We start from the raw sequence: 15,962 nt of genomic DNA on the forward strand, positions 1-15,962 counted from the left end.
GCCTGGCAGCAAAGCTCAGGATTTCGCGCCGAGCTCCCGCAGCCGCTTCACCGCTGTCGGCGGCAAGGCCGGCGGATTCGGCGCTTGGGAGGCTTCGATGAGGAGCTGGTCGCAGGCGGCTTCCGTGTCGCCGATCAGCCGCGCCATGAATTCGTCCTTGCCCAGGCCAGGCGGGATCGGCGGCAGGAAGCGCGCCTTGATGGTGCCGGGATAGCGCAGGAACTTGCGGCGCGGCCAATAGAGGCCGGCGACATGGGCAACCGGCACCACCGGAACGCCAAGTTGCGCATAGATTTCGACGATGCCGTATTTGTAGGCCGGCTCGTCGCCCGGCGCGCGGCGCGTGCCTTCGGGATAGATGATCAGCTGGCGCGGGTTGCGCGCCAGTTCCTCCCTGGTCGCCGCGACCACCGCCTTCAGGGCCTTGGAGCGGCTGCCGCGATCGACCGGGATCATGCGCATCTTCAGGATGTACCAGCCGAAGAACGGGATCCAGGTCAGCTCGCGCTTGAGGATATAGAGCGGATCCTGGAGGAATGGGAAGAAGGCGATCGCGTCCCAGAACGACTGGTGCTTGGGTGCCAGGATAAAGGAACCCTCGGGCAGGTTTTCCAGCCCGGTGATGTCGTTCTTCGTTCCGGCGATCTTGTCGTAGAGCCACATGCAGGTGCGCGACCAGAATTTCGGCACGAACCAAGCGCGGTGACGCGGCGACAGGAAATAGTAGGGGGTCCAGAGGATCATCTGGACGATCAGATTGACGTAGAAGACGAAGTTGAACGCCAGCGATCTGACATAGAGCATGGGGGAGGTCCGGTGAGGAAGTGTGCGTTGGTTACACCAAGCAGGCGCAAAAAGGAAACGGTACGATACGGCTCATTCTACCAGGTCGCCTGCGCCAGACGTTCCCTGAGGCGCGGGCCGGCAAAGTCCAGGAAGGCGCGCAGTTTCACCGGCAGTCGGCCCTGGCCGGCGTGCACCAGGTTTACCGGCCACGGCTCAGGTTCGAAATCCTCGAGTACGGGCTGCAGTGCCCCTGAGCGTACAGCGGCGACGATCTGGTAGGAGAGCACACGCGTCATCCCGACCCCCGCGGTCGCCGCATCGATCGCCGCCTCGGCGGTGTTGACGCGGAGCCTGGAACGGACAGGGACAGGAACATCAGACTTGTCCACCGCAAAGGTCCATGTGGCGAGTGAGCCTAGGCCCTCGAAGGTGATGCAGCTATGCGTTTCAAGGTCTTTCGGGGTTTTCGGCGCCCCGTGCTCGGCCAGATACGCCGGACTTGCGCAGACGACATGCCGGATCGAACCGACCCTGGTCGCGACCATCCGCGAGTCCGGCAGCCGGCCGATGCGGATGGCGAGGTCGATATGGTCCTCGGCCAATTGGGCTATTCTGTCGCCGAGCGTCAGGCGGATATCCACCTGCGGGTAAGCGGCGAGGAACGCGGTGACGACCGGCAGGACATGGAGGCGGCCGAAAACGATCGGCGCGGTGATGATCAGCCCACCTGTCGGTGCGCTGTACTCGCCGCCGGCGGTACGCTCGGCGTCTCCGACGTCCTCCAGGATACGACGGCAGGCGGCAAGATAGGCATGGCCCGCGTCGGTCAGCGTCAGCCGCCGTGTCGACCGGTTCAACAAGCGTGTCTTGAGATGCCGTTCCAGTTCGGAGACCTTGCGGCTGACAGTCGCTAGAGGAGTGCCCAGACGACGCGCGGCAGCGGAAAGGCTGCCGGACTCCGCCGCCGCGACGAAAAGGGACATGGCTTCGAGGCGATCCATAGTTTTTCCAGAAATTGGAAGGATGAATTGCAGTTATGGCATCTACATCCGCAAGATGGAAGGATGCATATAGGAGGGGCAAATCCAGAGGAATTCCCATGCCCCGCATCGCCACGCCTTCGTCCATCGCCACCGCTCCCGCAGCCGCGCAGCCCATGCTGCAGGCGGTGGAAAAACAGCTCGGTGTCGTGCCGAACCTGTTTCGGATGGTCGCCAACAGTCCAGCCGCGCTTGAAGGTTATCTCGGCATGTCGGGTGCGCTGGCCAAGGGCCGGCTGCCGGCGCCGACGCGTGAGCGCATCGCGCTGGCGGTCGCCGAGATCAATGGCTGCAGTTATTGTCTGTCCGCGCACAGCTATCTCGGCAAGAATCTCGCCAAGCTCGACGACGCCGAGATGATCGCCAACCGCCATGGCGGTTCCACGGATCCCAAGGCGGCCGCGGCGGTGCGTTTTGCCGCCAAGGTTGCGCAAAGCCGCGGACATGTCGGCGATGAAGACCTCGCCGCTGTAAGGCTGGCGGGCTACGATGATGGGCAGATCATCGAGATTGTTCAGCATGTCGCCCTGAACGTCTGGACCAACTATATCAACGAAGTTGCCCGCACCGCGATCGATTTTCCGGTTGTTTCCGCCCGCGATGCTGCCTGAATGAGGGCAGGGCCGGCGGTGTCAGCCGGGTCCCCATTCTTCATGACGCAGAGGAATCCCATGTCTGAAAGCCGCCCGCCGCTTCCGCCCTTCAACGCCGAGACCGCAGCGCAGAAGGCGCGCTTGGCCGAGGATGCGTGGAACTCCCGCGATCCGGCACGGGTCGCGCTCGCCTATACGACCGACAGCCGCTGGCGCAACCGCGCCGAATTCCTGCAGGGCCGCGATGCCATCCAGGCTTTCCTGACCCGCAAATGGAGCCGCGAACTTGACTACCGGCTGATCAAGGAGGTTTGGGCCTTCCACGGCAACCGCATCGCCGTGCGCTTCGCCTATGAATGGCACGATGACTCAGGTTCGTGGTTCCGCAGCTACGGCAACGAGAATTGGGAGTTCGACGAACATGGGCTGATGCGCCTGCGCATCGCCAGCATCAACGACCTGCCGATCGGCGAGGCCGACCGCAAATACCATTGGCCGCTCGGCCGCCGTCCGGACGACCACCCGACATTGTCGGAGCTCGGGCTTTAGCACCGTCTCTCAAGTGCTTGGGCCGGAGACATCAAGGAGGTTTCGATGAACGCACATGCTTTCACCAGCGATGTCGCCTTCACGCCGACCGTCAAGGCGATCCAGGCCCGCAAGGGCTCGCGCCAGTCCTATGCGCGGGTCGAGGAGCGTGGCGGCTGGCAGGGCGTCATTACGCCCGACCTTGCCGCTTTCCTATCGATGCAGACCAGCGTCTTCCTGTCGACGGCCAATGGCGAGGGCCAGCCCTATATCCAGCACCGGGGTGGGCCTGCCGGCTTTCTCAAGGTGCTGGACGAAAAGACGATCGGCTTCGCGGATTTCTCCGGCAACAGGCAATTCATCACCCAGGGCAATCTTGCCGACAATCCGAGGGCCTTCCTGTTCCTGATCGACTATATGTTGCGCCAGCGCATCAAGATCTGGGGCACGGCGCGCGTCGTCGAAAACGATGCCGAGCTGATGGCGAGGCTGATGCCGCACGATTACAAGGCGCGGCCCGAGCAAGTCATCCTGTTCACCGTTTCGGCCTGGGACGCCAATTGCCCGCAGCACATTCCGCAGCGCTTCGAGGCGGCCGATGTCGCGGCAGCACTTGGAGAGCGGGACCGGCGCATTCAACAGCTCGAACAGGAGATCGCGCGTCTCAAGGAAATTTCAGGGGCTGCCGCCGAGGGCTGATACCGGTTCAGCCGCCAGCCGCGGTTTCGGCCAGCGCTATGCCGTCTGGGGTCGGCTTCACCGGCACGATGCCGCGCGCCAGCGCCAGCAGATATTTGGTGTATTCGGTAAACAGCACCCGCAACGCCCGCGGCTTGGTCAGCCAGCCGCCATTGTCGAGATTGGAATTGACCACCGGATAGGGCTCGAGCCTTGCGCCATGCAGCAGCCGGCCCATTTCCAGCAGGCTGCGCGGCATGTGATAGTTGTTGGTGACCAGGATCACCGTGCCATAGGCATGGTTCGTCACCCATTTGGCGCTTTGCTCGGCGTTGCCGATCGTGTCGAGCGCGGCGCGGTCGATGTCGACGCAGCAGGAAAACAGCTTCTTGTCACCGCCGGTAGCGGCCTGGAGCTGGCGTCGGCTGGCGGAAGGATGCACACCGCTGATCAGCAGCCGCTCGCCCTTGCCGGATGCCAGCAATTCCATCGCCGCGTCGAGGCGCGACTGGCCGCCGGTCAGCACGATAATGGCATCGGCTTTGGTCGGATTGGCAGGCGTGGTGAGATGGCTGACCTTGTTGGCGAACCAGCCGAAGCCGCCGGCAAACAAGGTTGCGAGGACGAGGAGCGAGAGCGCGGAGATCCGAATTGCCGTCTTTAAACGGCCAACCTTGCCGTGGTCGCGCGAACGAGCAACCACCACTGGCATCTGCCCAGCCGTCCCGGTCGAATCCCGCACGTCCATGGCCATATCGTTAATCCCGAAATGCGGCCTTTGGTAGGTAAAAGACGCACTTTGCGTTACGCGGTTTCTCCATCCGTGATCCGCCTCGTTTCCACCCGCGCCCTCGAACCAAAGACACGCTCCCTTTTCATGCGTCGGGTTGGCGGACGTCGATGTCGCTGAGATAGGCGACAACGGTGGCATGGGAGGTTGCCGCTGTCAGTGCGCCGATCACCAGCACCATCAGCACGACGCCGAAATAGCCGGCCGAGCCAATGGCGAAATTGCCGAACAGGGCAGTGGCCTGGTCGGCCTGCGGCGTCGCCATGTTGCGCGACGACCACCAGGAAAAGACGATGAAGACGAGCACTGCGGCCGCCCCCCCGGCGGCCCCGCCCTTCATGCCGGTGACCAGGAAATGCCGACGGAACTCGCGCGCGATGAAAGCCGCCTCGGCGCCGACGAAATGCAGCACCTCGATGATATGGCCGTTGCCGGCCATGGCGCCGCGGGTCGCGAACACGACCGTCAGCACGGTCGCCGCCAGCATCAGCGCCAAAACGGCGATACCGATGGTCACCGTGGTGCGGGCCATGGCCACCAGCCGGTCGACCCAGGTGCGGTGATCGTCGAGCGAGGCGCTCGGCAGCTTCGGCGTGATCGCGGCGCGCATGGCGGCGAAATCGGGCGGACTGTTCTCGTCGATGGTGACGATGATCAGGCGCGGCACCGGAAGGTCGTCGATGTTGAGGCCCGAGCCAAGCCACGGTTCCAGCAGCCTGGCGGTCGCCTCGCGGTCGATGATCCGCGTCGACTTCACGCCGGGGAACTCGCCGGCGATCTGCGAAGCTTGGGTGAGCGCTGCCTCCATGTCGAGGCCGTCGGCCGGCTTGACCTGGATCGTCGCCTCACGCGAGATCTGGTTCTCCCAGACAGAGGCCGTATCACGCACCAGCGTCACCGCACCGAAGGTCAGGCAGGACAGGAAAGTCATGATGGCGATGACCAGCACCAGGGCGCGGCCGGCGATGTTCTGCGCCGGCACGATCGGCGCCATCTTGCGCTGGGCGCGTGGTCTTGCCTCGGCCGTGTCGGCTTCCTGCTCGTGCTCGTGGAGATGTTCGACGGACAAATCAGTCATAGATGTCCAGCCTTCCACCGGCCAGGATCATGCGGCGTGCGTCGACCTGTTCCATCAGGCCGAGATCGTGGGTCGCGATCACCACGGCGGTGCCGAGACGATTGAGTTCGATGAACAGCCGCAGCAGACGCCGCGCCAGCGGCGGATCGACATTGCCGGTCGGCTCGTCGGCGAGCAGGATCTCCGGCTGTTCGATCAGAGCGCGCGCAATCGCGGCGCGCTGCTTCTCGCCGCCCGACAGGACGGGCGGCAGCACATGCATGCGCTCGCCCAGCCCCACCCACTTCAACAGCTCGGTGACATCGGTGCGGTAGCTTGCTTCCTCGCGCCCGCGCACGCGCAGCGGCAGCGCGACGTTCTCGTAGGTGGTCATGTGGTCGAGCAGGCGAAAATCCTGGAAAACCACGCCGATGCGGCGCCGCAAATGCGGCAGTTCGGTGCGCGAGATGCGCGAGCGGTCCTTGCCGAAGATGGTGATCAACCCGCGCGTCGGCTTCAGCGACATGAACAAAAGGCGCAGCAAGGTGGTCTTCCCGGCGCCCGACGGCCCGCTCAGGAACTGGAACGAGCGCTCCGGTATATGCAGGGAAATGTCGCGGAGGATTTCCGGACCCATGCCATAGCGGAGGCCGACATTTTCGAAGCGAATCAATTTCGACGACCTGAATTTCGTGGCAGCGCAGAACCTGCCTGTTCTGCGAAAAGACCATCGGCCGGCATGGTTAACCGGCGGTTAATTCCTGGGTTCTTTCGGCTCGTCACAAGGGCTCCGGTGGGGAAGCGTTAACCATTTTTGTTTACGCAAAAGAAACGAAAAGCGAACACGTGCTGCAACGCTGGGGCCATGATGGCTGACGAACGAACCGCGCGCCCGGTTTCCGGCGAAATCATGACCGATGCTCCGGCAATCGCCGCGGCGGACCGGTTCATGCGCGGTCCTGCGGCCGACATCGTCGATGCCGACTATGTGGTGATGTCGCGGCCCCCGGTCGAAAACGTTTCATCGCCGCCGCGTGCGATCGTCACGCCGCCCATCGAGGGCATGGACATGCTGCGCAAGCCCGAGGCGCCGGCGGAGCGGCCGCCGGCCTCGCGCGGCGGGCCGATCTTCTGGATCGCCGGCATCGCCGCTGCCCTTGCCGCCTTCTGGGTCTCCGGCGGGCACGCGCTGGTGCGCCAGGCGCCGTTTCTCTCCGGTGGGCAAACATCGGCGCTGACGATTTCGGGCGTCACCTCTCGCGTCGACGCCTCCGGACCCAATCCCGTGCTGTTCGTCGATGGGGAGGCCGCCAATGACGGCGCGAAGCCGGCACAGCTGCCGCCGCTCGAGATCCGGGTGACCGGCAATGACGGGCGCACAACCCGCTATACGTTGGGGACATCCGGCCATTCGCTGGCGTCGGGAGAAAGATTTGGCTTTGCCAGCCGGCTCGACGTGCCTAAGAACGGCGTAAGGACCGTTTTGGTCACTTTTGCGCAGTAGGCGATCACCGGGGAAGACGAGCAATGCCCATCGTACGCGACAAGGACATCGAGGTCCTATTTTCGGCGTCGGCGATCGCGCGGCGCAATCTTGAGCTGGCCAAGGAGATCGCCGAGCACGACTATCACGATCTCCTGGTGATCTCGGTGCTGAAGGGCTCGTTCATCTTCGCCGCCGATCTGATCCGCGCCATGCACGACGTCGGCCTGTCGCCCGAGGTCGAGTTCATCTTCATCTCCAGCTATGGCGCCGGCACCAGCAGCGGCGAGGTGAGGGTGCTGCGCGACATCGACAATGAGGTCGCCGGCCGCGACGTGCTGTTGATCGACGACATCCTCGAATCGGGCAAGACGCTGAGCTTCACCCGTGACCTGATGCTGTCGCGTGGCGCGAAAAGCTGTTCCATCGCCGTGCTGCTCGACAAGCGCATGCGCCGCCAGACCGCGCTCAACGCCGACTATGTCGGCTTCGACTGCCCGGATTATTTCGTCGTCGGCTATGGCATGGACGTTGCACATGCTTTCCGCGAATTGCCGTTCGTGGGTGTTGTGAAAGGCGACGCGTAAAGCCTTTGCCTCGTCCTGGCGGTTCTGAAAAAGGCCTTAACGGCGTCCAAGAAAATTAGCCCGCCGGCCAGCCGGGGCTTTCAGGAAAAGTCAACGTTTGGCCGCCAAATATTCCGGCCATGGCAAAGCTTCTGATCGTCGAGGACGATGAATCCGTCCGCACCCTCGCCGCCCGCGCGCTCGAACGCGCCGGCCATACAATCGATATCGCCGCCGATGGCGCGCAAGGGCTTTCGCTGATCCGCGCCGCGAATGGCGGCTACGACCTCGTGGTCTCCGATATCCGCATGCCGGAGATGGACGGCATCGAGATGGCGATCGCGGCGGCCGCGCTTTTCCCGGCGATGAAGATCCTGCTGATGACCGGTTATGCCGACCAGCGCGAGCGCGCCGAGGAGTTGAACGGCATCATCCTCGATGTCGTGCAAAAGCCCTTCACGCTGGCTGAAATCCGCTCGCGGGTCGAGCGGGCGCTGATCTGCTTCGCCTGATCAGGCTGGGTCGGTGGCAGCCAAAGCCGCTGCCGGGCTCTTGCGCAACCCGCTGTTGAGCGCCAGCAGGCCGGCGCCAATGATCAGGGCCGCACCGATGACGGTCGTCGACCGCGGCACTTCGGCGAAGAACAGAAAACCCCACAGCGGCGACCACAGGATGCCGGTGTATTCGAAGGTGGCGACGCGGTTGGCCGGCGCCAGCCGGTAGCCCTGCGACAACAGGATCATGCCGGCCGAAGCGACGAAACCGCAGGCCGCCATCTTGAGGAAATCCGGCAGCGTCGGCCATATCCACGGCCGCACCAGGAACTCCAGGCTCGGATGGACGGCGTGGGTGATGCCGGCAAGGTGAAAACTGCCGGCGACCATGGCAGCACCGATGAGGTAGGCGCCGTTCTGATAGAAAGCCATGACGGTGGACGATTCGGTATCGCCGATCTTGCGGGCCATCAACTGCGAGAAGCCGTAGAGCGCCGCCGAGCCCAGCGATAGCAGGGCCGCCCAGTCGAACAGGCCGGCGCCCGGGCGCACCATCACGACGACGCCAAGCAGCCCGATCAGCACGGTCGCCAGCGTGCGCCAGGAGACGCGCTCGCCAAGATACGGCCCGGCCAGCGCCATGATGAACAACGGCGCCATGAAGTAGAGCGCCACGGCATCGGCCAGCGGCAGGGCGGCGATGGCCAGATAGTACATCGTATAGGAGGTGAACTGGATGAAGGCGCGTATCGTCAGCAGGCCGAACCGCCGCGACAGGATTGCCGGCAGGCCGACATCGGCGTGGACGAGAAGGATCAGGATCGGCAAGGCGACGATCGAGCGGATCGCCATCACCTCGGTCACTGGATAGCCACTCGACACCGCCTTGACGAGCGGATCCTGCAGCGAGAAGACCAGCACGCCGAGGCACAGGCTCAGGATGCCGCGCACCATCCTATTTTGCATCCGCGTTCAGGCTCCCGCGCGTATGACCGGAGGCCCCCGCCTGCAGATCAAAAAGAACCCGCCACCGTTTCGGGCAGCGGGCACGAGTGAGGACTCTCGATTGGTCCGCGGCTGATTCCGCAGCCGCATATCCAATGGGTGAGGCGACTATCGTCCGGTGTTTGACATGTTGCAAACGAATTGGAATGATATCAGCGATCAAATTTTCTTATGGCGGATTCCATGAGGCCGACCCTCGACAGCGATCTCCTGCGCACCTTCGTGGCCATTGCCGATGCCGGCAATTTCACCAAGGCGGCGGAACTGGCCGGCCGCACCCAGTCGGCCGTGTCGATGCAGATGAAGAAGCTCGAAAGCCTGATCGGCGACAGCCTGTTCGAGCGCGGTTCACGCGGCGTCGCACTGACGCGGCGCGGCGGCGAACTCATCGTGAATGCCCGCCGCATCGTCTCGCTGCTCGACGAAACGGCAGCGTCGATGGCGGCCGCGCCGCTCGGCGGGCCGGTGCGCATCGGCATTCCGGAGGAGTATGGCCACGCTATCCTGTCGCGGGCGCTCGGCGCGTTTTCGAAGCGCCACGCACAGGTCGAGGTCACCGTGCGCTATGCCCATTCCTGGGCGCAGATGGCGTCGCTCGCCGCCGGCGAACTCGATCTATGCGTGGTGTTCGAATGGCAGGATGCTTCCGGCGGCGAAGTGCTGATGCACGATCCGACCGTGTGGGTGACATCGACCCTGCATCACATGCATGAGGAGCGTCCGGTGCCGATCGCGCTCTACAACCGGGCCGGCTGGTGCAAGGATTTCGCCATCAAATCGCTGGAGCAGCGTGGCCTTGCCTATCGCGTCGCCTATACCAGTGACACCAATGGCGGCCTGAAGCTTGCCGTCACCTCGGGGCTGGCGATCGCGCCGATTTCGCGCAGCAACATTCCGGACGGCTGCCGTGAGCTGACGTCGGCCGACGGGTTCGGCGACATCGATTCCTCCAATGTGGTGATGCATCGCAACCCGAACGCGTCGGGCGAGGCGATCGACGGCATGCAAGAGGCGATCCGGGAAGCGTTCGTCAACAGGCAAGCCCACCCTGCCGTTGCATAAAAGCAGCCGGTTGCTCCGGCCGTCCTATTTCAGCTCCAGCAGCCGTTCGAGATAGCTGCGCTCGACATCGGGACTGAGTGCATTGCCGAGCCGCTTGCGGATCGCTTCGAGGATCTGGCGCGCGCGCTGGACATCGATCTCGTCGGGCACTTTCACCGAATCGCCGAAATCCGGCCCCTTGCTGGCGCGTGGCCGGCCGAGCGGGTCGCGGTCGGCATTCTGCTGGCGTCCGCCTTGCTCGCTGCCGCCCTGGTCGCCCTGCATGGCCTGCATCTGTTTCATCATGTCCTTGGCGCCCTTGCGCAGCGCCTCCAGCGCCCGGCCCTGATGGCCGACGGCTTCGTCGCCCTGGCCCTCGCCGAGCGCCTGCTCGGCGCTGCCCATGGACTTGCCGGCCTCGCCAAATCCTTCATTGGGCTCCATGCCCATGCCTTCGAGGCCCTTCTTCAGCTTGTCGAGATCGCTTTTCAGCTGGCCCTGGCCTTCCTGCAACTGCTTCAGCGCATCGGCGAATTCCTGTGGCGTCATCGGCTTCTGCCTGGCGAGCGGATCGCGATCCTGGCCGACGCCCGGCTTGTCCTGGTCCTCGCCGCCGCCCTGGCCAAGCTGCTCGTCGCGGTTCTGTCCGCGCTGGCGCTCGCCGCGCTGCATCTGATCCATGCGGAAGGTGTCGTTCATCATCTCCTGCTGACGTCGCAGGATTTCGCCGAGCTTGTCCATCTGCTGGCGCATCTCGCTGTCCTGCTGACCGCCCTGCTGCTGACGGCCGGCCTGGAGGTTGTTCATCATATCCTGCAGTTGCGACAGCAATTGCTGCGCCTTGTCGCGGTCGCCCGACTTCGCCAGGTTCTCGATCTGGTCCATCATGCGGTCGATGTCGCTCTGGCGCAGTTCCTGGCCATTCTGCTGCATCTGCGGCGCGTTCGGGTTCTGCTTGGCGCGTTCGGCGAATTCCTGCAGGAACTGGTTCATCGCCTCGCGCAGTTCCTTCATCGCCTTTTCGATTTCCTGGTCGCTGGCGCCGTTCTTGATGGCATCCTGCAACGCCTGCTGCGCCTGGCGCAGCCGCTTTTCGGCGGCAGAGAGGTTGCCCTCCTCGATGCCGAGCGCGATTTCCCAGAGATAGGCGACCTCGCTGCGCAGCTGATCGTCGCTTTCGGCCAGCTTCAGCCGGCTGCGCGCGCTCATGATGGCGAGGTAGTGGGACATGTTGTCGAACGTGTCTTCCGGCCGCAGCGTGATGGCGTCCATCAGGTCGAGCACGCGCGGCTTGGCATTGGCGTCGAGCGCCAGCAGGCGGCGCTGTTCGATCACCGCCCGGGCCAGCGGGTTGGCGAATGGCCGTTCGGGCATCACCAGCGTCTTGGTCTCGCTCGACGCGGTGTGCCCGGCGTCGTCGGTGGCGACGAGCGTCAGCTTGATGCTGCTGCCGGCCCAGACGTGCTCTGTCAGGTCCTTCGAGGTCTTGGCCGCATTCGACTTCCCGCCGCGGCGCGGCAGCGTCAGCGGCATCTCGGGTGGGCCGTAGAGCGGGCGTGCACCCGGGGCCTGCGGGTCGGCCAGCGCGAACACCGCCTTGGCGTTGGCGGCACCGTAGTCGTCGTCGATCTGGTAGTTGAGCTCGAAGGCGCCGTTGGCGGCGCGCTTGGGCTCGCCGACGAAGCGGATCTGCGGCGGCTTGTCTGGCACGACGGCGAAGGCCCAGCGGCCGAGCTGATCCTCACCCGACTTCAGCGTCAGCGTGCCGTCGCCGGTCAGCTTGCCGGTGAACTGGCGTATCTTCGACGGCGACGAGGACGGCGCCGGGCTTGCTGCCGGCTTGGCCGAGGCAGCCTGCTGGCTGGCCGGGTCGATGGCGCGGGCGTTGCCGTCCTTGTCGGCATAGGCGAGCGTTTCCTCGCCCGAGCCTCCGGTGACGCGCAAGGAGACCTCGCTACCTTCGGGAACATGAAACGTCGGCGTCGCCTGGTTGGCGTCGGCGGTCAGGAAGATCGGCGGCTTGCCGGTATAGGCCGGCGGCGTCACCCATGCGTCGATGCGCGGCGGCACGATGTCGTATGTGCCATGGGCCATGAAACCATCGCTTAGCCGGCCGCCCGTCGGCCCGAAGGAGAAGGCAAAGGCGGTGACGAGCAGAAGTGCCGCCACGGCGCGCAGCCCCCAGGGGTCGCGCTCCGGCACGCGCGTGCGCGGCAAATCGGCCCCGAGGCTGTCGAGCTTTGCGGCCATGCGCTTCTGATGCTCGCGCCAGAGCGCCTGGGAGAAGCTGCCTTCCCGGCCGCTTGGCCGGTCGGCCTGCGTCAGCACGGGACTGTGCAGCAGCCTGTTGGCTGCCTCGATGCGGCGATCGACCTCGGCAGCACCTGGCATGCGGAAGAAGCGCAGCGGATAGAGGGCGGCGAGCCCGGCGACGCCGAATGCGGCGACAAGGCCGATGCGCACCATATCCGGCAGCCGGGAGAAAATGCCGAACCAGGAGGCGCTGAGGAACAGGGTGGCGACGATGACAAGCGGGAGCAGCAGCGGCCAGCCACGCTCGACCATCATCGAGACCCGTGTCGCCAGCCGGCTCAAGGCGAGGCGCCCGGCCAGGCCGCGGTCATTGCTGAAGGTGGGTCGTTGCGTCATCGGCCCTTCCCAGAGCCTGTTCCATCCCAAAAAACCCGGGATGGGGCTCTATCTCTTTGAGCATGATCTGATTTCGGGATCATGCTGTGGAGGCGGACAAAATAGCCCAAGCCTCACGACTCGAAGAATACCAGCAAACACGGCAAAGGCGAGGCAGTTTGAAAAAACGTGAAGCCGGCCGAAATGGTTGCAATCAGAAATTGGCGGGGTTTGCGTTGGCGCCACAGACCAGCACGGCGACGCGTTCTCCCGATGCCGGCGCGTAGCGGCCGGACAGCAACGCGGCGAAAGCGGCGGCACCTCCCGGCTCGGAGATGATGCGCACGCGGTTCCACAGCGCTTTCTGCGCGGCGATGATGTCGTCGTCGCTGACCAGGATGGAGCGCTCGACGAAGGCTTCGGCGATCGGGAACATCATTTCGCCGACGCGCTTTGGCGCCAGCGAATCGGCTGCGATGCCTTCCGCCGGCGCATCGACGGGGTGACCCGCCTCGAAGGCGCGGTGAAGCGTCGGCGCGCCTTCCGGCTCGACGGCGACGATGCGGATGCGGCCTGCATACCAGGCGGCGATGCCGCCGATCAGGCCTCCGCCGCCGACCGCGACCAGCAGCGTGTCGATCTCGGGCAGGTCGCCCTCGATCTCCAACCCGAGCGTGCCCTGGCCGACCAGCGTCTCTTCCTGATTGAAGGCGTGGATCTGCAGAGCGCCGGTTTCCTCGGCGAAACGTTCGCTGGCGGCCAGCGCTTCGGCATAGCGGGCGCCGCCAACGACCAGTTCGGCGCCATAGCCGCGAATACGCTCCAGCTTGGCCTGTGGGCTGACTTCGGGAACGAAGATGGTCGCCTTGTGCCCAAGCCGCATGGCTGCGTAGGCGCCGGCGGCGCCATGATTGCCGCCCGACGCGGCGACGACGCCGGCCTCGGGAACCCGCCGCTCGAGAAGATTGGTGAAGGCGCCGCGCGCCTTGAACGAGCCGGAATGCTGCAGGCATTCGAGCTTGAGGTCGACCGTCAGCGGCGGCCGGTCGAAGTCGGCCATGTCGACGCGCAGCACCGGCGTGCGCCTGATATAAGGGCGAATGCGCGGCTCCATCGCGGCAATGCGTTCGCGTGTGACGGTGTTGCCTTGCGGCATGGCGATCTCCTCGGGATTGACTGTAATTAGTAACTTGGCAAAATAGCTAAATGCAAGAGGTTGATATCTTCAAGGCGATTGCCAACGAGCGCAGGCTGCAAATCCTCGACTGGTTGAAGGATCCGCGCGCGCATTTTCCGGCCCAGGCAGACGGCGACCTTGTCGAGGACGGCGTTTGCGCGTTGCTGATCGCGGAGAAGCTCGGCATTACGCAAGCGACGCTCTCCGAGCATATGCGCGTGCTTACCCATGCCGGCCTGCTGCGCACCAAGCGCATCAAGCAATGGACGTTTTATCGGCGTGACGAGGATAGGATCGCCGACACAAGGGCGCTCATCCAGAACCGGCTATAGCTCAACCGGCTGTGCGGCTTCTAGAGCAATTCCAGGAAAAGTGTGCGCGGTTTTCCGTACGGAATTGTGTCAAAACAAGGAGACAGAGCGGCTCGCCGTTTCGGTGAAACGGTGAAACGCTCTATGCCAGCCAATCGGGCACCGAATCCAGCCCGATCAAATCGTCATAGGTCAGGCGCGGACGCACGACGTGGAAACGGTCGCCGTCGACCAGCACCTCAGGCACCAGAAGACGCGTGTTGTAGGTGCCGGCCTGCACCGCGCCATAGGCGCCGGCCGTGGAAACCGCCACCAGATCGCCGGCCTTCAGCCTGGGCAGGTCGCGGTCGAGGCCGATATAATCGCCGGTCTCGCAGACCGGCCCGACCACATCGACCATCATGCGTGGCGTGTCGGCCGGCGGCTGGACGACCGGCCTGATGTCGTGGAAGGCATCGTAGAGCGTCGGCCGGACCAGGTCGTTCATGGCGGCATCGACGACCAGAAAATTCTTGGCGTCGCCTTCCTTCACGAAGATCACCTCCGAGACGAGGATGCCGGCATTCCCGACGATCAGCCGGCCCGGTTCGAACATCACCTTGAGCCCAAGCTTGGTGACATGCTTCCTGACGATCTGGGCATAGGCATCAGGCAGCGGAGGCGGGTTGTTGTCGACACGGTAGGGAATGCCGAGGCCGCCGCCGACATCGATATGCTCGATGGCGTGGCCGTCGTCGCGCAGTGCCCCGACCAGATCGACAAGCAGCGCGAAAGCATCGTCGAAGGGCTGCAATTCGGTGATCTGGCTGCCGATGTGGGTGTCGATGCCGGTAACCTTGATGCCCGGCAATTCGGCAGCGCGGGCATAGACCTGACGCGCCCGCTGCCACGGAATGCCGAACTTGTTCTCTGCCTTGCCGGTGGAGATCTTCTTGTGGGTCCTGGCGTCGACATCGGGATTGATGCGCAACGAGATCGGCGCCACCTTGCCGAGAGCCACGGCGCGGGAGGACAGGAGTTCGAGTTCCGGCTCGGATTCGACATTGAAGCAAAGGATGCCGGCGGTGAGCGCAAAATCCATTTCACGCGCCGTCTTGCCGACGCCTGAGAACAGGATCTTGCCGGCCGGGATGCCGGCGGCCAGTGCCCGGCGCAACTCGCCTTCCGACACCACGTCGGCGCCGGCGCCGAGCCTCGCCAGCGTCCGCAGCACCGCCTGGTTGGAATTCGCCTTCATGGCATAGCAGACCAGCGCGTCGAGCCCGGCAAAGGCCTGGGCGAATACGCGGTAGTGCCTGGTCAGCGTGGCCGTCGAATAGCAATAGAACGGCGTGCCGACCTCCGAGGCGATATCTGGTATCGCCACGTCCTCGGCATGCAGCACGCCGTCGCGGTAATCGAAATGGTTCACGAGAGTGTTTTCCGGAAAGTTGGGGCACTGTGAGATCAGGTTTGGAAGACCAAACCCGCTCTCTTCGGCTCTAGATCAGCGGGTCGAGGAAGAACTTCTTGTCCTTGACCGGTTTTTCCGGCTCCGGCGGCACGGGCTGCTTGGCCTTCTCGGCATCCTTGCGGGCCTGCACGGCCGCCTCGTAGGGCGTATCGAGGCCGGCCCTGCGGCCGCAGGCCGTCACCGCGGCGACCGCCACCAGAAGCGTCAGCGTCACCAAAATCCTGCTTCCGGTCATCGATCCATCCGTCCGAAACGTTTGCCAGCCGCCGCTTTTAGCCGAGTTCTCGGCGCATTGCACCCCGGATATTGTTGTTCGCAATATCCTGATATTG

18 protein-coding genes are annotated in these 15,962 nt (G+C 64.3%); 8 read left to right on the forward strand and 10 right to left on the reverse strand.

Annotation, left to right across the window (positions count from 1 at the left end; translation table 11 throughout):
* Positions 1-15: 15 nt before the first annotated feature.
* Positions 16-804 carry a lysophospholipid acyltransferase family protein gene (locus LB568_RS10695; protein ID WP_013892802.1) on the reverse strand — a complete coding sequence of 263 codons (789 nt, stop codon included), beginning with the start codon at positions 802-804 and terminating at the stop codon, positions 16-18.
* Between the two features lie 77 nt (positions 805-881).
* A complete protein-coding gene (locus LB568_RS10700; protein WP_140573206.1) occupies positions 882-1,787 on the reverse strand; it encodes a LysR family transcriptional regulator in 906 nt (301 codons plus the stop codon).
* Between the two features lie 98 nt (positions 1,788-1,885).
* Between LB568_RS10700 and LB568_RS10705 the strand changes: the two genes are divergently transcribed.
* Genes LB568_RS10705 through LB568_RS10715 form a run of 3 tightly spaced genes read left to right on the forward strand, consistent with a single transcriptional unit; the run spans position 1,886 to position 3,646 of the window.
* On the forward strand, positions 1,886-2,437 hold the full coding sequence (locus LB568_RS10705; RefSeq protein ID WP_013892804.1) for a carboxymuconolactone decarboxylase family protein: 552 nt from the start codon (positions 1,886-1,888) through the stop codon (positions 2,435-2,437).
* 60 nt (positions 2,438-2,497) lie between these two features.
* Positions 2,498-2,968, forward strand: coding sequence for a DUF1348 family protein (locus LB568_RS10710; RefSeq protein ID WP_140573205.1), 471 nt, complete (start codon positions 2,498-2,500; stop codon positions 2,966-2,968).
* Between the two features lie 45 nt (positions 2,969-3,013).
* Positions 3,014-3,646, forward strand: a complete 633-nt coding sequence (locus LB568_RS10715; protein WP_140573204.1) for a pyridoxamine 5'-phosphate oxidase family protein — start codon at positions 3,014-3,016, stop codon at positions 3,644-3,646.
* Positions 3,647-3,653: 7 nt separating this feature from the next.
* On the opposite strand, the gene LB568_RS10720 is transcribed toward LB568_RS10715, so the two are convergent.
* The 3 genes from LB568_RS10720 to ftsE form a co-directional block, all read right to left on the reverse strand.
* Positions 3,654-4,379: a YdcF family protein gene (locus LB568_RS10720; RefSeq protein WP_224730081.1), complete on the reverse strand. Its 726-nt coding sequence runs from the start codon at positions 4,377-4,379 to the stop codon at positions 3,654-3,656.
* Positions 4,380-4,500: 121 nt separating this feature from the next.
* Complete coding sequence (locus LB568_RS10725) at positions 4,501-5,493, reverse strand: cell division protein FtsX (RefSeq protein ID WP_224730082.1); 993 nt, start codon at positions 5,491-5,493, stop codon at positions 4,501-4,503.
* The gene (gene ftsE / locus LB568_RS10730; RefSeq protein ID WP_010911739.1) at positions 5,486-6,145 is read right to left on the reverse strand and encodes a cell division ATP-binding protein FtsE; all 660 of its coding nucleotides are present in this window, start codon (positions 6,143-6,145) and stop codon (positions 5,486-5,488) included. The genes LB568_RS10725 and ftsE overlap by 8 nt, the downstream gene beginning before the upstream one ends.
* A gap of 192 nt (positions 6,146-6,337) precedes the next feature.
* Between ftsE and LB568_RS10735 the strand changes: the two genes are divergently transcribed.
* From LB568_RS10735 to LB568_RS10745, 3 genes are all read left to right on the forward strand, one after another.
* Positions 6,338-6,976: a hypothetical protein gene (locus tag LB568_RS10735; RefSeq protein ID WP_224730083.1), complete on the forward strand. Its 639-nt coding sequence runs from the start codon at positions 6,338-6,340 to the stop codon at positions 6,974-6,976.
* Between the two features lie 23 nt (positions 6,977-6,999).
* Positions 7,000-7,542, forward strand: a complete 543-nt coding sequence (hpt, locus tag LB568_RS10740; RefSeq protein WP_023776768.1) for a hypoxanthine phosphoribosyltransferase — start codon at positions 7,000-7,002, stop codon at positions 7,540-7,542.
* 119 nt (positions 7,543-7,661) lie between these two features.
* Positions 7,662-8,033 (forward strand): response regulator, encoded by a 372-nt coding sequence (locus LB568_RS10745; RefSeq protein ID WP_023763880.1) that lies wholly within the window; start codon positions 7,662-7,664, stop codon positions 8,031-8,033.
* Here LB568_RS10745 and LB568_RS10750 read toward each other — a convergent pair whose 3' ends face one another.
* Positions 8,034-8,981: a DMT family transporter gene (locus tag LB568_RS10750; protein WP_224730084.1), complete on the reverse strand. Its 948-nt coding sequence runs from the start codon at positions 8,979-8,981 to the stop codon at positions 8,034-8,036.
* A gap of 222 nt (positions 8,982-9,203) precedes the next feature.
* Here LB568_RS10750 and LB568_RS10755 point away from each other — a divergent pair, with 222 nt between their 5' ends.
* Positions 9,204-10,082, forward strand: coding sequence for a LysR family transcriptional regulator (locus LB568_RS10755; protein WP_224730085.1), 879 nt, complete (start codon positions 9,204-9,206; stop codon positions 10,080-10,082).
* A gap of 24 nt (positions 10,083-10,106) precedes the next feature.
* On the opposite strand, the gene LB568_RS10760 is transcribed toward LB568_RS10755, so the two are convergent.
* Both LB568_RS10760 and LB568_RS10765 read right to left on the reverse strand, forming a co-directional pair.
* Complete coding sequence (locus LB568_RS10760) at positions 10,107-12,710, reverse strand: TIGR02302 family protein (protein ID WP_224730086.1); 2,604 nt, start codon at positions 12,708-12,710, stop codon at positions 10,107-10,109.
* A 193-nt stretch (positions 12,711-12,903) separates the two neighbouring features.
* Complete coding sequence (locus LB568_RS10765; protein WP_224730087.1) at positions 12,904-13,845, reverse strand: threonine/serine dehydratase; 942 nt, start codon at positions 13,843-13,845, stop codon at positions 12,904-12,906.
* A gap of 50 nt (positions 13,846-13,895) precedes the next feature.
* Here LB568_RS10765 and LB568_RS10770 point away from each other — a divergent pair, with 50 nt between their 5' ends.
* On the forward strand, positions 13,896-14,198 hold the full coding sequence (locus LB568_RS10770; protein WP_023763885.1) for an ArsR/SmtB family transcription factor: 303 nt from the start codon (positions 13,896-13,898) through the stop codon (positions 14,196-14,198).
* Between the two features lie 121 nt (positions 14,199-14,319).
* On the opposite strand, the gene lysA is transcribed toward LB568_RS10770, so the two are convergent.
* Both lysA and LB568_RS10780 read right to left on the reverse strand, forming a co-directional pair.
* Positions 14,320-15,588: a diaminopimelate decarboxylase gene (gene lysA / locus LB568_RS10775; protein ID WP_224730088.1), complete on the reverse strand. Its 1,269-nt coding sequence runs from the start codon at positions 15,586-15,588 to the stop codon at positions 14,320-14,322.
* Positions 15,589-15,658: 70 nt separating this feature from the next.
* Positions 15,659-15,865 carry a hypothetical protein gene (locus LB568_RS10780; protein WP_013892818.1) on the reverse strand — a complete coding sequence of 69 codons (207 nt, stop codon included), beginning with the start codon at positions 15,863-15,865 and terminating at the stop codon, positions 15,659-15,661.
* Positions 15,866-15,962 lie beyond the last annotated feature (97 nt).

The organism is Mesorhizobium sp. B263B2A (assembly GCF_020165775.1).
Taxonomy (GTDB): domain Bacteria; phylum Pseudomonadota; class Alphaproteobacteria; order Rhizobiales; family Rhizobiaceae; genus Mesorhizobium; species Mesorhizobium opportunistum.

Coding starts and splice junctions, on each gene's coding strand:
- LB568_RS10705 (WP_013892804.1), top strand. CDS start 1,886: ATGCCCCGCATCGCCACGCCTTCGTCCATCGCCACCGCTCCCGCAGCC.
- LB568_RS10710 (WP_140573205.1), top strand. CDS start 2,498: ATGTCTGAAAGCCGCCCGCCGCTTCCGCCCTTCAACGCCGAGACCGCA.
- LB568_RS10750 (WP_224730084.1), bottom strand. CDS start 8,981: ATGCAAAATAGGATGGTGCGCGGCATCCTGAGCCTGTGCCTCGGCGTG.
- LB568_RS10780 (WP_013892818.1), bottom strand. CDS start 15,865: ATGACCGGAAGCAGGATTTTGGTGACGCTGACGCTTCTGGTGGCGGTC.
- LB568_RS10745 (WP_023763880.1), top strand. CDS start 7,662: ATGGCAAAGCTTCTGATCGTCGAGGACGATGAATCCGTCCGCACCCTC.
- LB568_RS10735 (WP_224730083.1), top strand. CDS start 6,338: ATGATGGCTGACGAACGAACCGCGCGCCCGGTTTCCGGCGAAATCATG.
- LB568_RS10720 (WP_224730081.1), bottom strand. CDS start 4,379: ATGGCCATGGACGTGCGGGATTCGACCGGGACGGCTGGGCAGATGCCA.
- LB568_RS10765 (WP_224730087.1), bottom strand. CDS start 13,845: ATGCCGCAAGGCAACACCGTCACACGCGAACGCATTGCCGCGATGGAG.
- LB568_RS10695 (WP_013892802.1), bottom strand. CDS start 804: ATGCTCTATGTCAGATCGCTGGCGTTCAACTTCGTCTTCTACGTCAAT.
- LB568_RS10755 (WP_224730085.1), top strand. CDS start 9,204: ATGAGGCCGACCCTCGACAGCGATCTCCTGCGCACCTTCGTGGCCATT.
- LB568_RS10725 (WP_224730082.1), bottom strand. CDS start 5,493: ATGACTGATTTGTCCGTCGAACATCTCCACGAGCACGAGCAGGAAGCC.
- hpt (WP_023776768.1), top strand. CDS start 7,000: ATGCCCATCGTACGCGACAAGGACATCGAGGTCCTATTTTCGGCGTCG.
- LB568_RS10760 (WP_224730086.1), bottom strand. CDS start 12,710: ATGACGCAACGACCCACCTTCAGCAATGACCGCGGCCTGGCCGGGCGC.
- LB568_RS10715 (WP_140573204.1), top strand. CDS start 3,014: ATGAACGCACATGCTTTCACCAGCGATGTCGCCTTCACGCCGACCGTC.
- LB568_RS10770 (WP_023763885.1), top strand. CDS start 13,896: ATGCAAGAGGTTGATATCTTCAAGGCGATTGCCAACGAGCGCAGGCTG.
- LB568_RS10700 (WP_140573206.1), bottom strand. CDS start 1,787: ATGGATCGCCTCGAAGCCATGTCCCTTTTCGTCGCGGCGGCGGAGTCC.